Origin of the sequence: Pseudomonas sp. DP-17, from assembly GCF_022380625.1 — a bacterium.
Lineage (GTDB): Bacteria > Pseudomonadota > Gammaproteobacteria > Pseudomonadales > Pseudomonadaceae > Pseudomonas > Pseudomonas nitroreducens_A.
In genome coordinates this window covers 188804-205927 of the sequence record NZ_JAKSXG010000015.1, presented here as the reverse complement: position 1 = coordinate 205927, position 17124 = coordinate 188804, and the positions used below count along the sequence as shown (strand labels likewise).

19 protein-coding genes are annotated in these 17124 nt (G+C 65.7%); 13 read left to right on the top strand and 6 right to left on the bottom strand.

What is annotated here, in order from left to right; genetic code table 11:
- Nucleotides 1-92: 92 nt before the first annotated feature.
- From MJ122_RS24700 to MJ122_RS24665, 8 genes are all read left to right on the top strand, one after another.
- Entirely contained in the window at nucleotides 93-626 is a 534-nt protein-coding gene (locus MJ122_RS24700; RefSeq protein ID WP_235154280.1) for a FixH family protein, read from the top strand.
- On the top strand, nucleotides 623-3100 hold the full coding sequence (locus MJ122_RS24695) for a heavy metal translocating P-type ATPase (protein ID WP_239746347.1): 2478 nt from the start codon (nucleotides 623-625) through the stop codon (nucleotides 3098-3100). The genes MJ122_RS24700 and MJ122_RS24695 overlap by 4 nt, the downstream gene beginning before the upstream one ends.
- 1 nt (nucleotide 3101) lies before the next feature.
- Entirely contained in the window at nucleotides 3102-3323 is a 222-nt protein-coding gene (ccoS, locus tag MJ122_RS24690; RefSeq protein WP_026078772.1) for a cbb3-type cytochrome oxidase assembly protein CcoS, read from the top strand.
- Nucleotides 3316-4041, top strand: a complete 726-nt coding sequence (locus MJ122_RS24685; protein WP_088420915.1) for a sulfite exporter TauE/SafE family protein — start codon at nucleotides 3316-3318, stop codon at nucleotides 4039-4041. The genes ccoS and MJ122_RS24685 overlap by 8 nt, the downstream gene beginning before the upstream one ends.
- Before the next feature lie 71 nt (nucleotides 4042-4112).
- The gene (gene hemN / locus MJ122_RS24680; RefSeq protein ID WP_088420914.1) at nucleotides 4113-5495 is read left to right on the top strand and encodes an oxygen-independent coproporphyrinogen III oxidase; all 1383 of its coding nucleotides are present in this window, start codon (nucleotides 4113-4115) and stop codon (nucleotides 5493-5495) included.
- A 257-nt stretch (nucleotides 5496-5752) separates the two neighbouring features.
- Nucleotides 5753-6487: a transcriptional regulator Anr gene (gene anr, locus MJ122_RS24675; protein WP_017516826.1), complete on the top strand. Its 735-nt coding sequence runs from the start codon at nucleotides 5753-5755 to the stop codon at nucleotides 6485-6487.
- A 115-nt stretch (nucleotides 6488-6602) separates the two neighbouring features.
- Entirely contained in the window at nucleotides 6603-7151 is a 549-nt protein-coding gene (locus tag MJ122_RS24670; RefSeq protein ID WP_239746346.1) for an adenine phosphoribosyltransferase, read from the top strand.
- 304 nt (nucleotides 7152-7455) lie between these two features.
- Complete coding sequence (locus MJ122_RS24665) at nucleotides 7456-8286, top strand: metal-dependent hydrolase (protein ID WP_088420912.1); 831 nt, start codon at nucleotides 7456-7458, stop codon at nucleotides 8284-8286.
- 158 nt (nucleotides 8287-8444) lie between these two features.
- On the opposite strand, the gene MJ122_RS24660 is transcribed toward MJ122_RS24665, so the two are convergent.
- Together MJ122_RS24660 and MJ122_RS24655 are read right to left on the bottom strand one after the other, a co-directional pair.
- Complete coding sequence (locus tag MJ122_RS24660; protein WP_239746345.1) at nucleotides 8445-8840, bottom strand: GFA family protein; 396 nt, start codon at nucleotides 8838-8840, stop codon at nucleotides 8445-8447.
- 29 nt (nucleotides 8841-8869) lie between these two features.
- Nucleotides 8870-9586, bottom strand: coding sequence for a TetR family transcriptional regulator (locus MJ122_RS24655; RefSeq protein WP_239746344.1), 717 nt, complete (start codon nucleotides 9584-9586; stop codon nucleotides 8870-8872).
- Nucleotides 9587-9679: 93 nt separating this feature from the next.
- Here MJ122_RS24655 and MJ122_RS24650 point away from each other — a divergent pair, with 93 nt between their 5' ends.
- From MJ122_RS24650 to MJ122_RS24640, 3 genes are all read left to right on the top strand, one after another.
- A complete protein-coding gene (locus tag MJ122_RS24650) occupies nucleotides 9680-11224 on the top strand; it encodes an NAD(P)/FAD-dependent oxidoreductase (RefSeq protein WP_239746343.1) in 1545 nt (514 codons plus the stop codon).
- On the top strand, nucleotides 11221-12111 hold the full coding sequence (locus MJ122_RS24645) for an SDR family NAD(P)-dependent oxidoreductase (protein ID WP_239746342.1): 891 nt from the start codon (nucleotides 11221-11223) through the stop codon (nucleotides 12109-12111). Before MJ122_RS24650 ends, MJ122_RS24645 begins: the two co-directional genes overlap by 4 nt.
- Nucleotides 12112-12253: 142 nt before the next feature.
- Nucleotides 12254-12793 (top strand): CbrC family protein, encoded by a 540-nt coding sequence (locus tag MJ122_RS24640; RefSeq protein WP_239746341.1) that lies wholly within the window; start codon nucleotides 12254-12256, stop codon nucleotides 12791-12793.
- A 14-nt stretch (nucleotides 12794-12807) separates the two neighbouring features.
- Here MJ122_RS24640 and MJ122_RS24635 read toward each other — a convergent pair whose 3' ends face one another.
- Nucleotides 12808-13956, bottom strand: a complete 1149-nt coding sequence (locus tag MJ122_RS24635; RefSeq protein ID WP_239746340.1) for an acyl-CoA dehydrogenase family protein — start codon at nucleotides 13954-13956, stop codon at nucleotides 12808-12810.
- A gap of 75 nt (nucleotides 13957-14031) precedes the next feature.
- Nucleotides 14032-15000, bottom strand: a complete 969-nt coding sequence (gene ftrA / locus MJ122_RS24630) for a transcriptional regulator FtrA (RefSeq protein WP_239746339.1) — start codon at nucleotides 14998-15000, stop codon at nucleotides 14032-14034.
- A 93-nt stretch (nucleotides 15001-15093) separates the two neighbouring features.
- On the opposite strand from ftrA, the gene MJ122_RS24625 reads away from it, so the two are divergent.
- Together MJ122_RS24625 and MJ122_RS24620 are read left to right on the top strand one after the other, a co-directional pair.
- Entirely contained in the window at nucleotides 15094-15537 is a 444-nt protein-coding gene (locus tag MJ122_RS24625) for a rhodanese-like domain-containing protein (RefSeq protein WP_088420904.1), read from the top strand.
- Nucleotides 15525-16004 (top strand): GNAT family N-acetyltransferase, encoded by a 480-nt coding sequence (locus tag MJ122_RS24620; RefSeq protein WP_239746338.1) that lies wholly within the window; start codon nucleotides 15525-15527, stop codon nucleotides 16002-16004. The genes MJ122_RS24625 and MJ122_RS24620 overlap by 13 nt, the downstream gene beginning before the upstream one ends.
- Here the strand turns inward: MJ122_RS24620 and recR are convergent.
- Nucleotides 16001-16600: a recombination mediator RecR gene (gene recR, locus MJ122_RS24615; RefSeq protein WP_088420902.1), complete on the bottom strand. Its 600-nt coding sequence runs from the start codon at nucleotides 16598-16600 to the stop codon at nucleotides 16001-16003. The two genes, MJ122_RS24620 and recR, sit on opposite strands and share 4 nt — an antisense overlap.
- Nucleotides 16601-16727: 127 nt before the next feature.
- Entirely contained in the window at nucleotides 16728-17054 is a 327-nt protein-coding gene (locus tag MJ122_RS24610; RefSeq protein WP_017516839.1) for a YbaB/EbfC family nucleoid-associated protein, read from the bottom strand.
- Between the last annotated feature and the right edge of the window lie 70 nt (nucleotides 17055-17124).

Sequence of the window (17124 nt, the reverse complement as noted above, 5' to 3'; positions counted from 1 at the left end):
CCGGGCGAAGCACGTAGAATTTGCCCGCCCCTTCACCGGGCAGCGCCAGCGCGGCGTTGCCAGCGAGAGAACTCAAGACCATGCAATCGGCCATGAAAACGCCCGTGGAACCCTGGTACAAGCACCTCTGGCCCTGGATCATCATCGCCATGCTGGCCACCTCGATCGCCCTCAGCCTGACGATGGTCAACATCGCCGTGAACAACCAGGACTCCCTGGTCAGCGACAACTATTACGAAGCCGGCAAGGGCATCAATCGCTCCCTGGACCGCGAGCACCTCGCCCAGCAGCTCAAGCTGCGCGCGAAGATCAGCTTCGACGAGCTGACCGGCGAAGTGGACCTGCGCCTCACCGGCGACAGCCGCCCGGCGACGCTCACCCTGAACCTGCTCTCCCCTACCCTGGAGTCCCAGGACAAGCATCTGGAGCTGCGCGCGGCACCCGCCGAGCCGGGCCGCTACACCGCCAGCCTGGATGCTGCCGTGAAGGGTCGCCGCTTCGTCGAACTGCTCGGCGAGGAGAACGGCAAGACCTGGCGTCTGTTCGAGGAAGAGAAGGTCGCCCCCGGCGGCTCCTTCGACCTCGGCGACGAGCCCCTCAGCGGAGATGAAGCCGAGCGCCCATGAGCGCCCCGCTGCTCTGTTACCACTGCGCGCTGCCGGTTCCCCCCGGCAGCCGCTTCGTTGCGCCCGTCCTGGGCGAACTCCGCGAATTCTGCTGTCCCGGCTGCCAGGCCGTGGCCGAGGCCATCGTCGCCGGCGGCCTGGAAGGCTATTACCGCCACCGCACCGAAGCTGCGCCCAATCCTGACGCCCTGCCCGAACAGCTCGCCGATGAGCTGAAGCTGTTCGATCGCCCCGACGTCCAGCAACCCTTCGTCCAGCACAAGGGCGAGCTGGCCGAGACCACGCTGATCATGGAAGGCATCAGCTGCGCCGCCTGCGGCTGGCTGATCGAGAAACACCTCAAGGGCCTGCCCGCCATCGCCGAGGCTGGCCTCAACCTGTCCAACCACCGCCTGCATGTGCGCTGGTCCGACAGCGAACTGCCGCTGAGCGAACTGCTCGCCGAACTGCGCAGGATCGGCTACGCCGCACACCCCTTCCAACCGGACCGCGCCGCCGAGCAGTTGCACCAGGAAAACCGCAAGTCGCTGCGCCAACTGGGTGTCGCCGGCCTGCTGTGGTTCCAGGCGATGATGGCGACCATGGCCACCTGGCCGGAATTCAACATCGACCTGAGCCCCGAACTGCACGAGATCCTGCGCTGGGTGGCGATGTTCCTCACCACACCCATCGTCTTCTACTCCTGCCAGCCATTCTTCCGCGGTGCCGTGCGCGACCTGCGCACACGCCACCTGACCATGGATGTCTCGGTGTCCCTGGCCATCGGCGGCGCCTACCTGGCCGGCATCTGGACCGCCGTCACCGGTCACGGCGACCTGTACTTCGACGCCGTGGGCATGTTCGCCCTGTTCCTGCTCGCCGGCCGCTACCTCGAACGCCGCGCCCGCGAACGCACCGCCGCCGCCACTGCGCAGCTGGTCAACCTGCTGCCCGCATCGTGCCTGCGCCTGGACGAAAGCGGCCAGAGCAGCCGCGTATTGCTCAGCGAACTGAAGGTCGGCGACCGTGTGCTGGTGCAGCCCGGCGCGGTGATCCCTGCGGACGGCCTGATCCTCGACGGCCAGTCCAGCGTCGACGAATCCCTGCTCACCGGCGAATACCTGCCGCAGCCGCGCCAGAGTGGCGACAGCGTCACCGGCGGCACCCTCAACGTCGAGGGCCCGCTGACCGTGCAGGTCAAGGCACTGGGCGGCGACAGCCGGCTGTCGGCCATCGTTCGCCTGCTCGAACGCGCGCAATCGGACAAACCGCGCCTCGCCGAACTCGCCGACAAGGCCGCGCAAGGGTTCCTCATCGCGCTACTGGTGCTCGCCGCCGTGGTCGGGCTGTTCTGGTGGCAGCATGACGCGTCACGCGCTTTCTGGGTGGTCCTGGCGATGCTGGTGGCGACCTGCCCCTGCGCCCTCTCCCTGGCCACGCCGACCGCACTGACCGCCGCCACCGGCAGTCTGCACAAGCTCGGCCTGCTGGTGACCCGTGGTCACGTGCTGGAAGGCCTGAATCACATCGACACGGTGATCTTCGACAAGACCGGCACCCTTACCGAAGGTCGGCTGACGCTACGTGCGGTCCGGCCGCTGGGGACACTGGACAGCGACGCCTGCCTGGCCCTGGCCGCCGCGCTGGAAAACCGCTCCGAACACCCCATCGCCCGCGCCTTCGGACGCGCGCCGCAGCCCGCCGAGAATGTCGAGAGCCATCCCGGCCTGGGCCTGGAAGGCGTGGCCGGCGAGCGCCGCCTGCGCATCGGCGAACCGTCCTTCGTCTGCGCTCTCAGCGGCAGCGCCGCGCCCGAACACCCGCAGGAGCCGGGCCAATGGTTGCTGCTGGGGGATGAAAATGGCGTCCTCGCCTGGCTGGTGCTGGACGATCGCATCCGCGAAGACGCCGCCGACCTGCTCGACGCCTGCCGCGCCCGTGGCTGGCGCACCTTGCTGCTGTCCGGCGACAGCTCGCCCATGGTTGGCCGCGTCGCCGCCGAACTGGGCATCGACGACTGCCGGGGCGGCCTGCGCCCGGACGACAAGCTGGAGGTGCTCCGCCAGCTCCACCAGCAAGGCCACCGCGTGCTGATGCTGGGTGACGGCGTGAATGACGTTCCCGTGCTGGCCGCCGCCGACATCAGCGTTGCCATGGGGTCGGCCACTGATCTGGCCAAGACCAGCGCCGACGCTGTGCTGCTGTCCAACCGCCTGGACAGCGTGGTGCAGGCCTTCGGCCTGGCCCGCCGCACCCGTCGAGTGATCATCGAGAACCTGGTCTGGGCGGGACTGTACAATGGCCTGATGTTGCCCTTCGCCGCCCTCGGCTGGATCACCCCCGTGTGGGCGGCGGTGGGCATGTCGATCAGCTCGCTGACCGTGGTGCTCAACGCCCTGCGCCTGACCCGGCTGCCCAAGGGCGCCGGCGCCCCGCCAGCGACCACTGCCCTGCCAGCCGCCCCGCAAGCGGCGCAGGCGCTGCCACGGAGTTGAAATGCCCGCTCTCTACATAATGATTCCGGTTGCCGTGGTCATCGTCGGCATCTGCATCGCAATCTTCTTCTGGGCAGTGAACAGCGGCCAGTACGACGACCTGGACGGACCGGCCCACAGCATCCTGTTCGACGACGAAGACCCCAGGCACCAGGCCGGCATCGACGAAGCCGAGGGTGACGAGTCCCAGGCCAGCCAGAAGCAGGACAAGCGCGATGCCTGATCTGGCGCCGCTGCTGGCGTCGGCACTGATCCTCGGCCTGCTCGGCGGCGGTCACTGCCTGGGCATGTGCGGCGGCCTGATGGGTGCGCTGACCATGGCCATTCCAGCAGAGCAACGCGGCCGGCGCCTGCGCCTGCTGCTGGCCTACAACCTTGGCCGCATCCTCAGCTACGCCTGCGCCGGCCTGTTGCTCGGCCTCGCCGGCTGGGCGGTGGCGCGAACGCCTTTCGCCTCGGCGCTGCGGGTGGTTGCAGGCCTGCTGCTGATCGCCATGGGCCTGTACCTGGCCGGGTGGTGGAGCGGCCTGACTCGCATCGAAGCGCTCGGCCGAGGCCTGTGGAAGCGCATCCAGCCCTACGCCAGCCGCCTGTTGCCGGTCGCCACGGTGCCGCGCGCGTTGCTGCTGGGCGCACTCTGGGGCTGGCTGCCCTGCGGCCTGGTCTATAGCACCCTGCTCTGGGCTACCAGCCAGGGTTCGGCGGTGGACAGCGCCCTGCTGATGCTCGCCTTCGGCCTGGGCACCTGGCCGGTGCTGCTGGCGACCGGGCTGGCCGCCGAGCGCATCACCGCCCTGCTGCGCAAGCGCAGCGTACGCATGGCCGGCGGCATCCTGGTGATCCTCTTCGGCCTGTGGACCCTGCCCGGCCCCCACCAGGCCTGGATCATGGGCCACGAGATGCACGCCAGCGCCGGCATTTCCCACCATAAAGCCGCTTGATACAGGTCAACAGGCCTCGGTCGGACTCTCCCTAGACTGCGCAGGAAAAGCTCGCCACCGGGGACATCGGCATGCTCGACAATATTCGCTGGGACGCAGATCTGATACGCCGATACGATCTGTCCGGCCCGCGCTACACCTCCTATCCCACAGCCGTGCAGTTCCACGAAGGAGTCGGACCCTTCGACCTGCTGCACGCGCTGCGCGATAGCCAGAAGGCCCAGCGCCCGCTCTCGCTCTACGTGCACGTCCCGTTCTGCGCGAACATCTGCTACTACTGCGCCTGCAACAAGGTCATCACCAAGGATCGTGGCCGCAGCGCCCCCTACCTCGCCCGTCTCATCCATGAAATCGAGATCGTCAGCCGCCACCTGGGGCGCCAGCAGCAAGTCGAGCAGCTGCATTTCGGCGGAGGCACCCCGACCTTCCTGAGCCCCGGCCAGTTACGAGAGCTGATGGCGCAACTGCGCACCCATTTCCACTTCGTCGAGGGCGACTTCGGCGACTACGGCATCGAGATCGACCCGCGCGAGGCCGACTGGTCGACCATGGGCCTGCTCCGCGAGCTGGGCTTCAACCGCGCCAGCATCGGCGTGCAGGACTTCAACCTGGACGTGCAGCAGGCCATCAACCGCCTGCAGAGTTTCGACGAGACCCGCGCGATCATCGATGCGGCGCGCACGCTGCAGTTCCGCTCGATCAACATCGACCTGATCTACGGCCTGCCCCGGCAGACCCCGGACACCTTCGCCCGCACCGTCGAACAGGTCATCGCGCTGCAGCCCAACCGGTTGTCCGTGTTCAACTATGCGCACCTTCCCGAGCGCTTCCCGCCACAGCGGCGGATCAACGCCGAAGACCTGCCCTCCCCGGCGCAGAAACTGGAAATGCTGCAGCGCACCACCGAGCAACTGGAAGCCGCCGGCTACCGCTACATCGGCATGGACCATTTCGCCCTGCCGGACGACGAGCTGGCCATGGCACAGGAAGACGGCACCCTGCAGCGCAACTTCCAGGGCTATACCACCCACGGCCACTGCGACCTGGTGGGCCTGGGCGTCTCGTCGATCAGCCAGATCGGCGACCTCTACTGCCAGAACAGCAACGACATCGCCGACTACCAGAACACCCTCGACCAGGGCCAGCTCGCCACCCGCCGCGGCCTGCACTGCAACAAGGACGACCTGATCCGCCGCGCGGTGATCCAGCAGCTGATCTGCCATTTCCAACTCGACTTCGAAGACATCGAGGACCTCTACAACATCGACTTCCGCGGTTATTTCGCAGAGATCTGGGAGGACCTCGAACGCTTCGCCCGGGATGGCCTGATCACCCTCGGCCCACGCGGCATCGACGTCAGCGCTTCCGGCCGGCTGCTGGTGCGCTCGCTGTGCATGCTGTTCGACCGTTACCTGCCCTTGCAGAACCTCCAGCGTTTTTCGCGGGTCATCTGATCCGCGAGTTCCCGCTGCACGACCGACGGTACAGGGCCAACTGTCGCACCCATTGATACAGGATATGTCCAGCGCCGCCACCCACAGCAACCGCCCTGCCGCGGCCCTTTTCGAAAGGATTCGAGCCCCGATACAACCCCCGTGAAACCTCATCCCCGTCGCTGGGACCAGCGATTCAGACAGGTCGCCAACTGGCGCGCGACTTGCGGTCTGCGGTACCCTTGGTTTTTGTGTGCCATCCCATTCAAGGAACACTCATGGCCGAAACCATCAAAGTGCGCGCCCTGCCCCAGGCGCACTGCAAGGATTGCAGCCTGGCTCCCCTCTGCCTGCCCCTGTCGCTGAACCACAGCGACATGGACGCCCTCGATGAGATCGTCAAACGCGGCCGACCGCTGAAGAAAGGCGAGTTCCTGTTCCGCCAGGGCGATACCTTCGGCTCCGTCTTCGCCGTGCGCTCCGGCGCCCTGAAGACCTTCAGCATCACCGACGGCGGTGAAGAGCAGATCACCGGGTTCCACCTCCCCAGCGAACTGGTCGGCCTCTCCGGCATGGACACCGAAAGCTACCCGGTATCGGCCCAGGCCCTGGAAACCACCTCGGTCTGCGAGATTCCCTTCGAACGTCTGGACGAGCTGTCCGAACAACTGCCGCAACTGCGCCGCCAGCTGTTGCGGGTGATGAGCCGCGAAATCCGCGACGACCAGCAGATGATGATGCTGCTGTCGAAGAAGACCGCCGACGAGCGCATCGCCACCTTCCTGGTGAACCTTTCTGCACGCTTCCGCGCCCGTGGTTTCTCGGCGCAGCAGTTCCGCCTGGCCATGTCGCGCAACGAGATCGGCAACTACCTGGGCCTGGCGGTGGAGACCGTCTCCCGCGTATTCACCCGCTTCCAGCAGAACGGCCTGATCGCCGCCGAAGGCAAGGAAGTGCACATCCTCGACTCCATCGAACTGTGCGCACTGGCCGGCGGCCAGCTGGAAAGCTGACAGACACGAAAGCTGACCCATTGGTTGACTTTCCGGTCATCGAAAACGGGCTCGCCGACTGGCGGGCCCGTTATACTTTGGCCTCTGCAAAAACCGCATCAGGTGCACATCCAGCATGATCCTCAACCCACTCGACCTGAAGTCCGTGATCCGTGCCGTTCCCGACTTTCCCAAGCCCGGCGTCATGTTCCGCGACATCACCCCGCTGTTCCAGTCGCCGCGAGCCCTGCGCTTCGTCGCCGACAGTTTCATCCAGCGCTACGTCGAGGCCGATTTCACCCACATCGGCGCCATGGATGCGCGCGGCTTCCTGATCGGTTCGATCATCGCCTACGAGCTGAACAAGCCCCTGGTGCTGTTCCGCAAGCGCGGCAAGCTGCCGGCCGATGTGCTCGCGCAGGCCTACGAGACCGAGTACGGCGAAGCCCTGCTGGAAGTCCACGCCGACAGCCTGTGCGAAGGCGACAGGGTGCTGATCTTCGATGACCTGATCGCCACCGGCGGTACTCTGCTGGCCGCCGCCCAACTGGTTCGCCGCATGGGCGCCAGTGTCTTCGAGGCCGCCGCGATCATCGACCTGCCGGAACTGGGTGGCTCAACCAGACTCAACGACGCGCAAATCCCCACCTACAGCCTGACTGCCTTCGCCCTCGACGAGCAGTGAAATAGCGCTGTTGCTGGAAACGGGCGCTCGGGCGCCCGTTTTCGTTTCCGCACTCCTGCCCCCGCCTCCCTCTTCTGCAAACGCCCCATCCAATGGCTGGTCTTGGCCTGTTTGGCCGGATTCGACTTGGTCGCGGCCACATATGACCTTTCGATTGTCCGACAAGACTCCGAACATGACATCAACCGATGACACATTCCCAGGTGGCATCGCGAACTAACGACAGGGCTCGCTCGGGTTGCCGCAGTTGCCACTTGCCGCGCTTCCCTTTACCAGGCGCCCGCAAAACAACAAGGAGTTAGTCATGAACGCCAGTACCACACCGATCCGCGCCAATTTCCCGGTCCGCCGCATGGATTTCAGCTTCAGCGAAACGCCGAAATACTGGTGGGACGGGCAACCCTTCATGACCCACTTCATGAACAACCTGTCTTCGCTGTTCCCCTACGGCGAGAAGTTCTTCGTCGACAGCGTGCGCGCCGTGCGCGAGCGCATCCAGGACCCTCAGCTGCAGAAGGACGTCAGTGCCTTCATCGGCCAGGAGGCCATGCACTCCAAGGAGCACGCGGCCTACAACGAATACGCCGACGAGCACGGCATCGACCTGGAGACCCTGGAGCTGCGCATCAAGGTGCTGCTCGAATCCATCAGCAAGGTCACCACCAAGAAGCACCAGTTGGCGATCACCTGCGCCCTGGAACACTTCACCGCGACCATGGCCGAGCAACTGCTCAAGCGCGAAGACCTGAGCAGCCAGATGAAGTCGGACAAGATGTACAAGCTGTGGATGTGGCACGCCGTAGAGGAAAACGAGCACAAGGCGGTGGCCTACGACGTCTACCAGCAGGTCTACGGAGGCTACTTCACCCGCACCGCAGTGATGCTGCTGACCACCGTGATCTTCTTGAGCGTCATCGCCGGCTTCCAGATCAACCTGCTGCGCCGCGACGGCCAGTTGTTCAACTGGCGCAGCTGGAAGCACGGCCTGGGCGTGCTGCTGCATCCGCGCCGCGGCTACTTCGTCAACCTGATCCGCCCCTGGCTGGACTACTTCCGTCCCGGCTTCCACCCCTTCGACCATGACACCAAGGCGCTGGAAACCCGCTGGAAGGACCAACTGGATTTCGCGGGCTGATCCCTAGGGTGCAAATGAAAACGCCAGGCATTGCCTGGCGTTTTACATTCAGCCCGATGCACCCAAGGCTATCTCTACGTAGGAGCGGACTCCGTCCGCGATGTCGTCCGGCGCGATGCGAACCTATCGCGGACAGAGTCCGCTCCTACGAATGCCGGCTAGCCCTCAGCGCGCCTTGGCAGATCATCGACGGTGTCGAACCACGACAGCTGCGACGAACACCAGACATGGCACTGCGGCTTGACCAGCTCCGGGTCGTCCAGGGTCACGGTATTGAGCCCCACCGTGTCGCCGTCGCGCAGGCGGAACTCCATCGGCGTGCCGCACTTCACGCAGAAGCGCCGCTCGCCGTCCTCGCTGGAACGCCACATCCCCAACTCGCCGGCGGTATAGGCGAAGCCCTTCAGTGGAATCACCGCCCAGGGCACTGCCGGTGAGGCATTGGATTTCTGGCAGATTCGACAGTGGCAGTAACCGGTTTCCTCGGGCTCGGCATCCAGCCGGTAGCGCACCGCACCACAGGCGCAGCCGCCGAACAGGGGCAAGGGCAACATGGCAGCAGTCTCCGCTCGAATAGAAAGACTCAGAGCCTAGCCAGCATGCCGAAGGTCTGCAGCACCGCGACGCCGGTGAAGAGCAACAGGATTTGTCGTTCGGCCAGGGCGCAGACTTCCCCACGCTGCTCCGGCGGGCGCTCCAGGTAATCCAGCGATTGCTGGAACAGCTGCCGGCTGATCAGCCGCGAGAGCTGGTTCAGCTCGTTCTCGTCGATGTCCGGCAGCAGGTGGAACTGGCGGATGTCCTCGGCCATGTCCTCGCCGAACTCGTCCATCACCCGCGCCAGCGCCTCGCGCAACACCGGTGAGGGTCCGTGGAGCTCGCGCACGCCGATGATGAAAGCCTGAGGGTTGCCTTCGACGAAATCGAAGAACAGTCGCACGGTTTCCCGCGTGACCCGCTGGCCGCGCTCCAGGTCGAGGCCAAAGGGCACGCTGGCGGCGCCCTCCCCCGGCTGGGCCCGCTCGGCCGCCTCGCGGCGCAGCTCGCGCAGCGGCTGGCGCAACTGGGTAGCGATGTCGCGGATGATCGCCAACCCCAGGTCGTCCACGTCACCGAAGTGCCGGTAGAAGGTGTTCGGGTTCAGCCCCGCCTCCCGCGCCAGCTCGCGCAGGCCGAGACTGCTCAGGCTGCGCCGGCTGGCCGCCAGGCGCAGCGCTGCGTCGATCAGCGCGCGCTTGCCGGCGGCCTCGGTTGGCCGTTCTTCCTGTCCGATTTCCATGAGTCTGGTGCCCGGCCCCATCTAAGGTTGGTTGTTCCCAAGGTATACAGATGTCTACATTTCAACACGTAGACAGTTGTATACGCCAGCAACAATCATAACAGGAGCTTGGCAATGGGCACCCAACCTAAGTCTGCCGCGAGCAGACACTGCAAGATCGCCATCATCGGCACCGGCTTTTCCGGGCTGGGCATGGCGATACGCCTGAAGCAGGAAGGCGAGAACGACTTCCTGCTGTTCGAGAAGGATGCCGGCGTCGGCGGCACCTGGCGGGTCAACAACTACCCGGGCTGCGCCTGCGACGTGCAATCCCACGTCTACTCCTTCTCCTTCGAGCCAAACCCGGACTGGACGCGCATGTTCGCCCGCCAGCCGGAAATCCGCGCCTACCTGGAGAACTGCTGGAAGAAGTACCGCCTGGAAGACAAGACGCTGCTCAACACCGAGATGGCGCGCTTCGAATGGAACGACGATCAGCAGCTCTGGCACCTGTTCGACGCCGCCGGCAACCACTACACCGCGAAGGCCGTGGTTTCCGGCATGGGCGCCCTGTCGATTCCCTCGATCCCGGCGCTCAAGGGCCTGGAGAATTTCCAGGGCAAGGCCTTCCACTCCCAGCAGTGGGACCATGACTACGACCTCAAGGGCAAGCGCGTCGCGGTGATCGGCACTGGCGCCTCGGCCATCCAGTTCGTCCCGGAAATCCAGCCGCTGGTGGCCAAGCTCGATCTCTACCAGCGTACCGCGCCGTGGATCCTGCCCAAGCCGGACCGCGCCATCAGCGAGAAGGAACGCGCACGCTTCCGACACTTTCCAGCCGTACAGAAACTCTGGCGCGGCGCCCTCTACAGCATGCTCGAAGGCCGCGTACTGGGCTTCACCTTCGCGCCCTGGGCGATGAAACTGGTGGGCAGGCTGGCCGAGCGCTTCATCCGCCAGCAGATCAAGGATCCGGACCTGCGCCGCAAGCTGATTCCTGACTACACCATCGGCTGCAAGCGCGTGCTCATGTCGCACAACTACTACCCGGCACTGGCGGCCTCCAACTCCTCGGTGATAGTCGACGGCATCCGCGAGATCAAGGCGAACAGCATCATCACCAGCGACGGCCGCGAGCGCCAGGTGGACGCCATCATCTTCGGCACCGGCTTCACTGCCAACGACCCGATCCCCCGCGGCGTGGTATTCGGCAAGGGCGGCGTCGACCTGCTCGACACCTGGAAGAATGGCCCGGAAGCCTACAAGGGCACCATGACCCGCGGCTTCCCCAACCTGTTCTTCCTCATGGGGCCGAACACCGGCCTGGGGCACAACTCCATGGTCTACATGATCGAATCGCAGATCGCCTACGTGCTGGGCGCCATCAAGCTGATGGATCGCCGCGAGTTGCAGAGCGTCGAAGTCAAGGGAGAGGTACAGGAGCGCTGGAACGAGAAGCTGCAGCGCGGCCTCAACCACAGCGTGTGGAACACCGGCGGCTGCAAGAGCTGGTACCTGCACCCGGTGAGCGGGCGCAACTGCACCCTGTGGCCGGGCTTCACCTGGCGCTTCCGCGCCCTGACCAGCCAGTTCGACCCCGGTGCCTATCATCTGAAGGCCAAGCCCCTGAGCAGCCCCGTCGTCCAACCGCAACGCCACGCCGAGGAGGTGCCGGCATGAAGAACTTCGAGAACAAAGTCGCCGCCATCACTGGCGCGGGTTCCGGCATCGGCCGCGCCCTGGCCGTGGAGCTGGCCTCCCGTGGCTGCCACCTGGCACTGGCGGACGTGAATGCCGTGGGCCTGGAGGAAACCCGCCAGCTGCTCTCCTCCTCCGGCGTACGTGTATCCATCGACACCGTGAACGTCGCTGACCGCGAGCAGGTGCACGCCTGGGCCGACAAGGCCGCACGCGAACACGGCAAGGTCAACCTGGTGTTCAACAACGCCGGCGTCGCCCACGCCGGCACCGTGGAAGCCAGCGACTACGAAGAGTACGAGTGGATCACCAACATCAATTTCTGGGGCGTGGTCTACGGCACCAAGGCCTTCCTGCCGCACCTCAAGGCGTCCGGTGACGGCCACATCGTCAACGTGTCCAGCGTGTTCGGCCTGTTCTCCCAGCCGGGCATGAGCGCATACAACGCCACCAAGTTCGCCGTGCGCGGTTTCACCGAGTCGCTGCGCCAGGAGCTGGACATGGAGCGCGGCGGCGTCTCCGCCAGCTGCGTGCACCCCGGCGGCATCAAGACCAACATCGCCAAGACCGCCCGGATGAACGACAGCATGGTCAAGGTCACCGGGCAGAACGCGGAGGCCGCGCGCACCCAGTTCAACGACCAACTGCTGCGCACCACCCCGCAGAAAGCCGCGCAGGTGATCCTTCGCGGCGTGGAGCGCGATTCGCGTCGAATCCTGATCGGCACCGACGCCCACGCCATCGACGTGATGCTGCGCCTGCTGCCGGTCTGGTACCAGAAAGTGGTCACCGGCAGCATGAAGCTGGCCAAGCGCTTCGCTCCCAAGCCCAAGCGCAAAGCCGCCACCGAAGGCTACGAGGCCAAGTAATCCGTCATTTCCAAGAGTCCCTTTTTCCCTCACGGGCCGGCGCCCATTCCCCTTACCCCCGGATGGGCGCCGTTTTTCCAGCACTCGTCGCGCTGCGTATACTGGCTGTCCGCACCTGGAAATGAACCCAAGGATGACGACCATGAGCCAGACGCTCCCTGCCTTCCGCTATCACCCCGCCCCGCTTGCCACCGGCAGCGTGGTCGCCTCGGACGCGATCTGCCTGTGCTGCGAGCAGGCACGCGGCTTCATCTACACCGCTTCTGTCTACACCCGCCACGATCTGCCGGAGCACTGCCTGTGCCCCTGGTGCATCGCCGATGGCAGTGCTGCCGAGCGCTTCGAGGCGAGCTTCGCCGATGACTATCCGCTGCTGGATGCCGGCGTACCCGATGCCGTGGTGCGCGAGGTCTGCGAGCGCACGCCGGGGTTCGCGTCCTGGCAGCAGGAGCATTGGCTCAGTTGCTGCGGTGACGCCTGCGCCTTTCATGGCGATGCGAAGCGCGAGGACATAGTCGCCCTCGGCGCCGCCGGGCTGGCCGGGCATTTCCCTGACTTCGCCTGGCCGGAGAAAACCTGGCTGCAAGTCGTCGAGCACTACCAGCCGGCGGGCGACCCGGCGATCTACCACTTCCGCTGCCTGCACTGCGGCACGACGCACTTCGGCATGGATTTCACCTGAGCAACCGGGGCGGCTCAGAGCCCCATCTGCTTGGCGATGATCTCGTTCATGATCTCCCGCGTGCCGCCGCCGATGGAAAGGATGCGATTGTCGCGGTACAGCCGCTCCACCAGGCTCTCGCGCATGTAGCCCATGCCCCCCAGCACCTGGACCGCGTCATAGGTCACGCGGTCCGCAACGTCAGTGGCAAAGTTCTTGGCCATGGAGATTTCCCTGATCACACTCCTGCCGGCAGCCATTTTCGCCGCCTGGCGGTAGGTGAATTCGCGGGACACTTCGACCTGCGTCGCCATTTCCGCCAACCGGTGCTTGAGCACCTGGAACTTGCCGACCGGCTTGCCAAAGGCCTCGCGCTCGCGGCTCCAGGCCAGCGCCTCGTCCAGCGCCAATTGCGCGGTCATGTTGGCCATGATCGCCAGTGCCAAGCGCTCGCTCTGGAAGTTCGCCATGATGCAGGCGAAGCCCATGTTCTCTGCGCCGATGAGGTTTTCCACCGGCACCTTGCAATCGTCGAAGAACAGCTCGGCGGTATCCGACGCCCACCAGCCCATCTTCTTCAGCTTGCGGCTCACCGTGAAGCCGGGAGTGCCCTTCTCCACCAGCAGCAGACTGACTCCACCGAAGCCGTCGCCGCCGGTGCGCACGGCGACGGTGTAGTAGTCGGCGCGCACGCCGCTGGTGATGAAGGTCTTGCTGCCGCTGACGCGGTAGTGGTCGCCGTCGCGCACGGCGCGAGTCTTGAGGTGGGCGACGTCGGAACCACCGGAGGGCTCGGTGACCGCCAGCGCCATGATCTTTTCGCCGGCCAGCACCTGCGGTGCGATGCGCTCGCGCAGCTCCGGACGGCCCCACTTGATCAGTGGTGGCAGGCCGATATCCAGCGAGCCCAGCCCCGCCACCAACCCGCCGGAACCGCAGCGCATCAGCTCCTCGCTGGCCGCCACCTTGGCGAACAGGTCGCCCTCGTGGCTGCCGCCCAGCGCCTCGGGATAACCGATGCCGAGGATGCCGGCCTCGCCCGCCTTGCGGTAAAGCTCGCGGGGAAACTCCTCGGCTTCCTCCCAGTCGGCGACGCAGGGCAGGATTTCACGCTCGACGAAGCGCCGCACGCTGTCGCGGACCAGGCGGTGGCTGTCATCGAAGTATTCGGCGAACACGGACATGGCAAGGCTCCAGACGGTTTGACTGAAACTTACCGAGCGCTTGCTTGGTTTTCAAGGCGAGACACCCGCCATCGGCTAGGACAGATGCGCCGCCCCGAACCGCTCGCGGTATGCCGAAGGCGCTACGCCCGCCGCGCTGCGAAAGGCATTGCGGAAGCTTTCCACCGTACCGAAGCCGCATTGCTCGGCGATCCGCTCGACGCTGTCGGCGCTGCTTTCGAGCAATTCGCGGGCCCGCAGCATGCGCTCGTGCTGCAACCAGGCCTTGGGCGTCATGCCGGTCGCCTCGCTGAAACGGCGCAGGAAGGTGCGCTCGCTCATGGCCACGCGGCTCGCCAGTTCACCGACGGTCATTGACCGGTCCAGCCGCTGCCGGGCCCAGTCCAGCAGCCCGGCGAGGTCATGCCGGGGCGCCTGCGCCACCGGCGCGGGAATGAACTGCGCCTGGCCGCCTCCCCGCTGTGGCGACATCACCAGGCGCCGTGCCACGGTATTGGCCACCTGGGTACCGAAGTCCCGCGCCACCAGGTGCAGGCAGGCGTCGATGCCCGCCGCGCTGCCGGCAGAGGTGATCAGTTGCCCGGCGTCCACATAGAGCACCTGGGCATCGACTTCGATGGCCGGGAAGCGCGTCGCCAGCTCCTCGGCGTAGCGCCAGTGCGTGGTCGCCCGCTGGCCATCCAACAATCCCGTGGCGGCCAGGACGAAGACCCCGGAGCAGATCGACAGCAAACGCGCACCTTCGTCATGGGCCTTGCGCAGCGCTTGCACCAACTCGGCGGACGGCGCCTCGGCGCGATCACGCCAGCCCGGCACGATGAGGGTGCCCGCCGTGTCGAGCGACTCCAGCCCACCGTCGGCGAGCACGCGGATGCCGCCCAATGCACGCATCGGTCCATCGTCGACGGCGACGACCCGGTGGCTGTACCAGGGAAAGTCGAACTCGGGGCGCGGCAGGCCGAAAATTTCCACGGCGATGCCGAATTCGAAGGTACACAGGCCGTCGTAAGCGAGCACGGCGACTTCCAGAGGATGGCGAGGCATTTGGCGGAAAACTTCCGATCACTGTCCAGGCCGCCACTGTAGCTGACTCGAACGCTCACATACAGTGCTCCCATCTTCCACAGGAGCCTTGCCATGCCCAGCCTCGTCAGCCAGTTCCCCGCCGCCCTGCCCGCCGATGCCCTCGCCCACTTCAGCCACCGCCTGGCCTTCGAGACCGACTGTTCGGACGTCAACCACGCCCTGCAGAATGGTGAGCAGGATTTCGTCCTGCTCGATGTGCGCAATGCCGCTGCATTCGCCCGCGGGCACGTACCCGGAGCGCTGAACCTGCCCACTCGCGAAATCGATGCCCGGCGCATGGCGCAGTTCGCGCCGGGTACCCTGTTCGTCGTCTACTGCGCCGGGCCGCACTGCAACGGCGTGCACCGCGCCGCCGCAAAGCTCGCGGCGCTGGGTTTGCCGGTGAAGGAGATGATCGGAGGGGTTACCGGCTGGCTGGACGAGGGACTGGCGCTGGTCGCTGCCACGGGCCACGAGCAGCACCGCCCGGAAGAAGGCATCTCGTGCGCCTGCTGAGCATTCGCGAGGCACGGCCGGACGACGTTCCGGCCGTGCTCGACCTGATGCGCGCGCTGGCGGAATTCGAGGGCTATCTCGATGACTTCGCGGTGGACGCCGATGCCCTGCTCACCCGCGCCTTCGGCCCGGCGGCGCAATGCCAGGTATTCGTCGCCGAGACTGATGCGATCGTCGGCTACGCCGTCGTCCAGAGCGTTTCCTTCACCTTCGATCTACGCCCGAGCGTTCGGCTCAAGGAGCTCTATGTCGTCCAGGGACAGCGTGGCAGCGGCACAGGCGAACGGTTGCTGCGGCGAGTAGCGCAATGGGCGCTCGAGCAAGGCGCAGGCCGCCTGCTGTGGGACGTGCTGACCGGCAATGACGCGGCAGAACGCTTCTACTCGCGCCTGGGCGGCCGGCGAGAAAGCCAGTGGATTGCCTACCGGATGGATGATCGGGAGCTGCTGCGCCTTGCCGGCGGTTAGCCGCTGATCGGCCGCCGCCCTGCCAGGGCGTGGGCCAGGGTGCCGCCGTCCACCAGTTCCAGCTCGCCACCCAGCGGTACGCCATGGGCGATGCGCGACAGCACCAGTTCGCCGCCGCCGAGCAGCTGGGCGATGTAGTGGGCGGTTGCTTCGCCTTCCACCGTGGGGTTGGTAGCCAGGATGATCTCGCTGAAGTTGCCGGCCTTGATCCGCGCTTCCAGCTCGGGAATACCGATGGCTTCCGGGCCGAGGCCGTCCAGCGGCGACAGGTGCCCCTTGAGCACGAAGTAGCGGCCACGGTAGCCGGTCTGCTCGACGGCGAATACGTCCAGCGGGCCTTCCACGACGCACAGCAGGCTGTCGTCACGGCGCGGGTCGCTGCACTGCGGGCAGAACTCGTCCTCGGACAAGGTGCGGCACTGCTTGCAATGACCGACACCCTCCATCGCCTGGGTCAGCGCCTGGGCCAGGCGCAGGCCTCCCGTGCGGTCACGCTCCAGCAGCTGCAACGCCATGCGCTGGGCACTCTTCTGGCCCACTCCGGGCAGTGTGCGCAGGGCGTCGATCAGTTGGCGGATCAGCGGCGTGAAGCTCATGGGGCAGTCTCGGGTTTTCTGAGGGTTGGAACGACTGTAGGAGCGAGCCCGCTCGCGAGGCCCGCCCGGCTTTGGGGCCGGAAGAGCGTTCGCGAGCAGGCTCGCTCCTACAGGGGAAGAGCCTGGATCAGAAAGGCATCTTGAAGCCAGGAGGAAGCTGCATACCGGCAGTCATGCCGGACATCTTCTCCTGGTTGTTCTGCTCGATCTTGCGCACGGCGTCGTTCACCGCGGCAGCGATCAGGTCTTCGAGAATTTCCTTGTCTTCCTGCATCAGGCTGTCATCCAGGGAGACGCGCTTGACGTCATGGCGACCGGTCATCACCACGCTCACCAGGCCGGCGCCGGATTGACCGGTCACTTCGGCGTTGGCCAGCTCTTCCTGCATCTTCTGCATTTTTTCCTGCATCTGCTGGGCCTGCTTCATCAGGCCGGCCATGCCACCTTTCATCATGTCGAGTTCCTCGATTCGTTCAGTCGTGGAGAAAGTCAGAGCCTGTTCGCGGCCTCGCGAGCTGGAGCAG

Bases quoted from the DNA above. Each gene is read 5' to 3' on its own strand.
- MJ122_RS24700 (WP_235154280.1), top strand. From the start codon at position 93: ATGAAAACGCCCGTGGAACCCTGGTACAAGCACCTCTGGCCCTGGATC.
- MJ122_RS24695 (WP_239746347.1), top strand. From the start codon at position 623: ATGAGCGCCCCGCTGCTCTGTTACCACTGCGCGCTGCCGGTTCCCCCC.
- ccoS (WP_026078772.1), top strand. From the start codon at position 3,102: ATGCCCGCTCTCTACATAATGATTCCGGTTGCCGTGGTCATCGTCGGC.
- MJ122_RS24685 (WP_088420915.1), top strand. From the start codon at position 3,316: ATGCCTGATCTGGCGCCGCTGCTGGCGTCGGCACTGATCCTCGGCCTG.
- hemN (WP_088420914.1), top strand. From the start codon at position 4,113: ATGCTCGACAATATTCGCTGGGACGCAGATCTGATACGCCGATACGAT.
- anr (WP_017516826.1), top strand. From the start codon at position 5,753: ATGGCCGAAACCATCAAAGTGCGCGCCCTGCCCCAGGCGCACTGCAAG.
- MJ122_RS24670 (WP_239746346.1), top strand. From the start codon at position 6,603: ATGATCCTCAACCCACTCGACCTGAAGTCCGTGATCCGTGCCGTTCCC.
- MJ122_RS24665 (WP_088420912.1), top strand. From the start codon at position 7,456: ATGAACGCCAGTACCACACCGATCCGCGCCAATTTCCCGGTCCGCCGC.
- MJ122_RS24660 (WP_239746345.1), bottom strand. From the start codon at position 8,840: ATGTTGCCCTTGCCCCTGTTCGGCGGCTGCGCCTGTGGTGCGGTGCGC.
- MJ122_RS24655 (WP_239746344.1), bottom strand. From the start codon at position 9,586: ATGGGGCCGGGCACCAGACTCATGGAAATCGGACAGGAAGAACGGCCA.
- MJ122_RS24650 (WP_239746343.1), top strand. From the start codon at position 9,680: ATGGGCACCCAACCTAAGTCTGCCGCGAGCAGACACTGCAAGATCGCC.
- MJ122_RS24645 (WP_239746342.1), top strand. From the start codon at position 11,221: ATGAAGAACTTCGAGAACAAAGTCGCCGCCATCACTGGCGCGGGTTCC.
- MJ122_RS24640 (WP_239746341.1), top strand. From the start codon at position 12,254: ATGAGCCAGACGCTCCCTGCCTTCCGCTATCACCCCGCCCCGCTTGCC.
- MJ122_RS24635 (WP_239746340.1), bottom strand. From the start codon at position 13,956: ATGTCCGTGTTCGCCGAATACTTCGATGACAGCCACCGCCTGGTCCGC.
- ftrA (WP_239746339.1), bottom strand. From the start codon at position 15,000: ATGCCTCGCCATCCTCTGGAAGTCGCCGTGCTCGCTTACGACGGCCTG.
- MJ122_RS24625 (WP_088420904.1), top strand. From the start codon at position 15,094: ATGCCCAGCCTCGTCAGCCAGTTCCCCGCCGCCCTGCCCGCCGATGCC.
- recR (WP_088420902.1), bottom strand. From the start codon at position 16,600: ATGAGCTTCACGCCGCTGATCCGCCAACTGATCGACGCCCTGCGCACA.
- MJ122_RS24610 (WP_017516839.1), bottom strand. From the start codon at position 17,054: ATGATGAAAGGTGGCATGGCCGGCCTGATGAAGCAGGCCCAGCAGATG.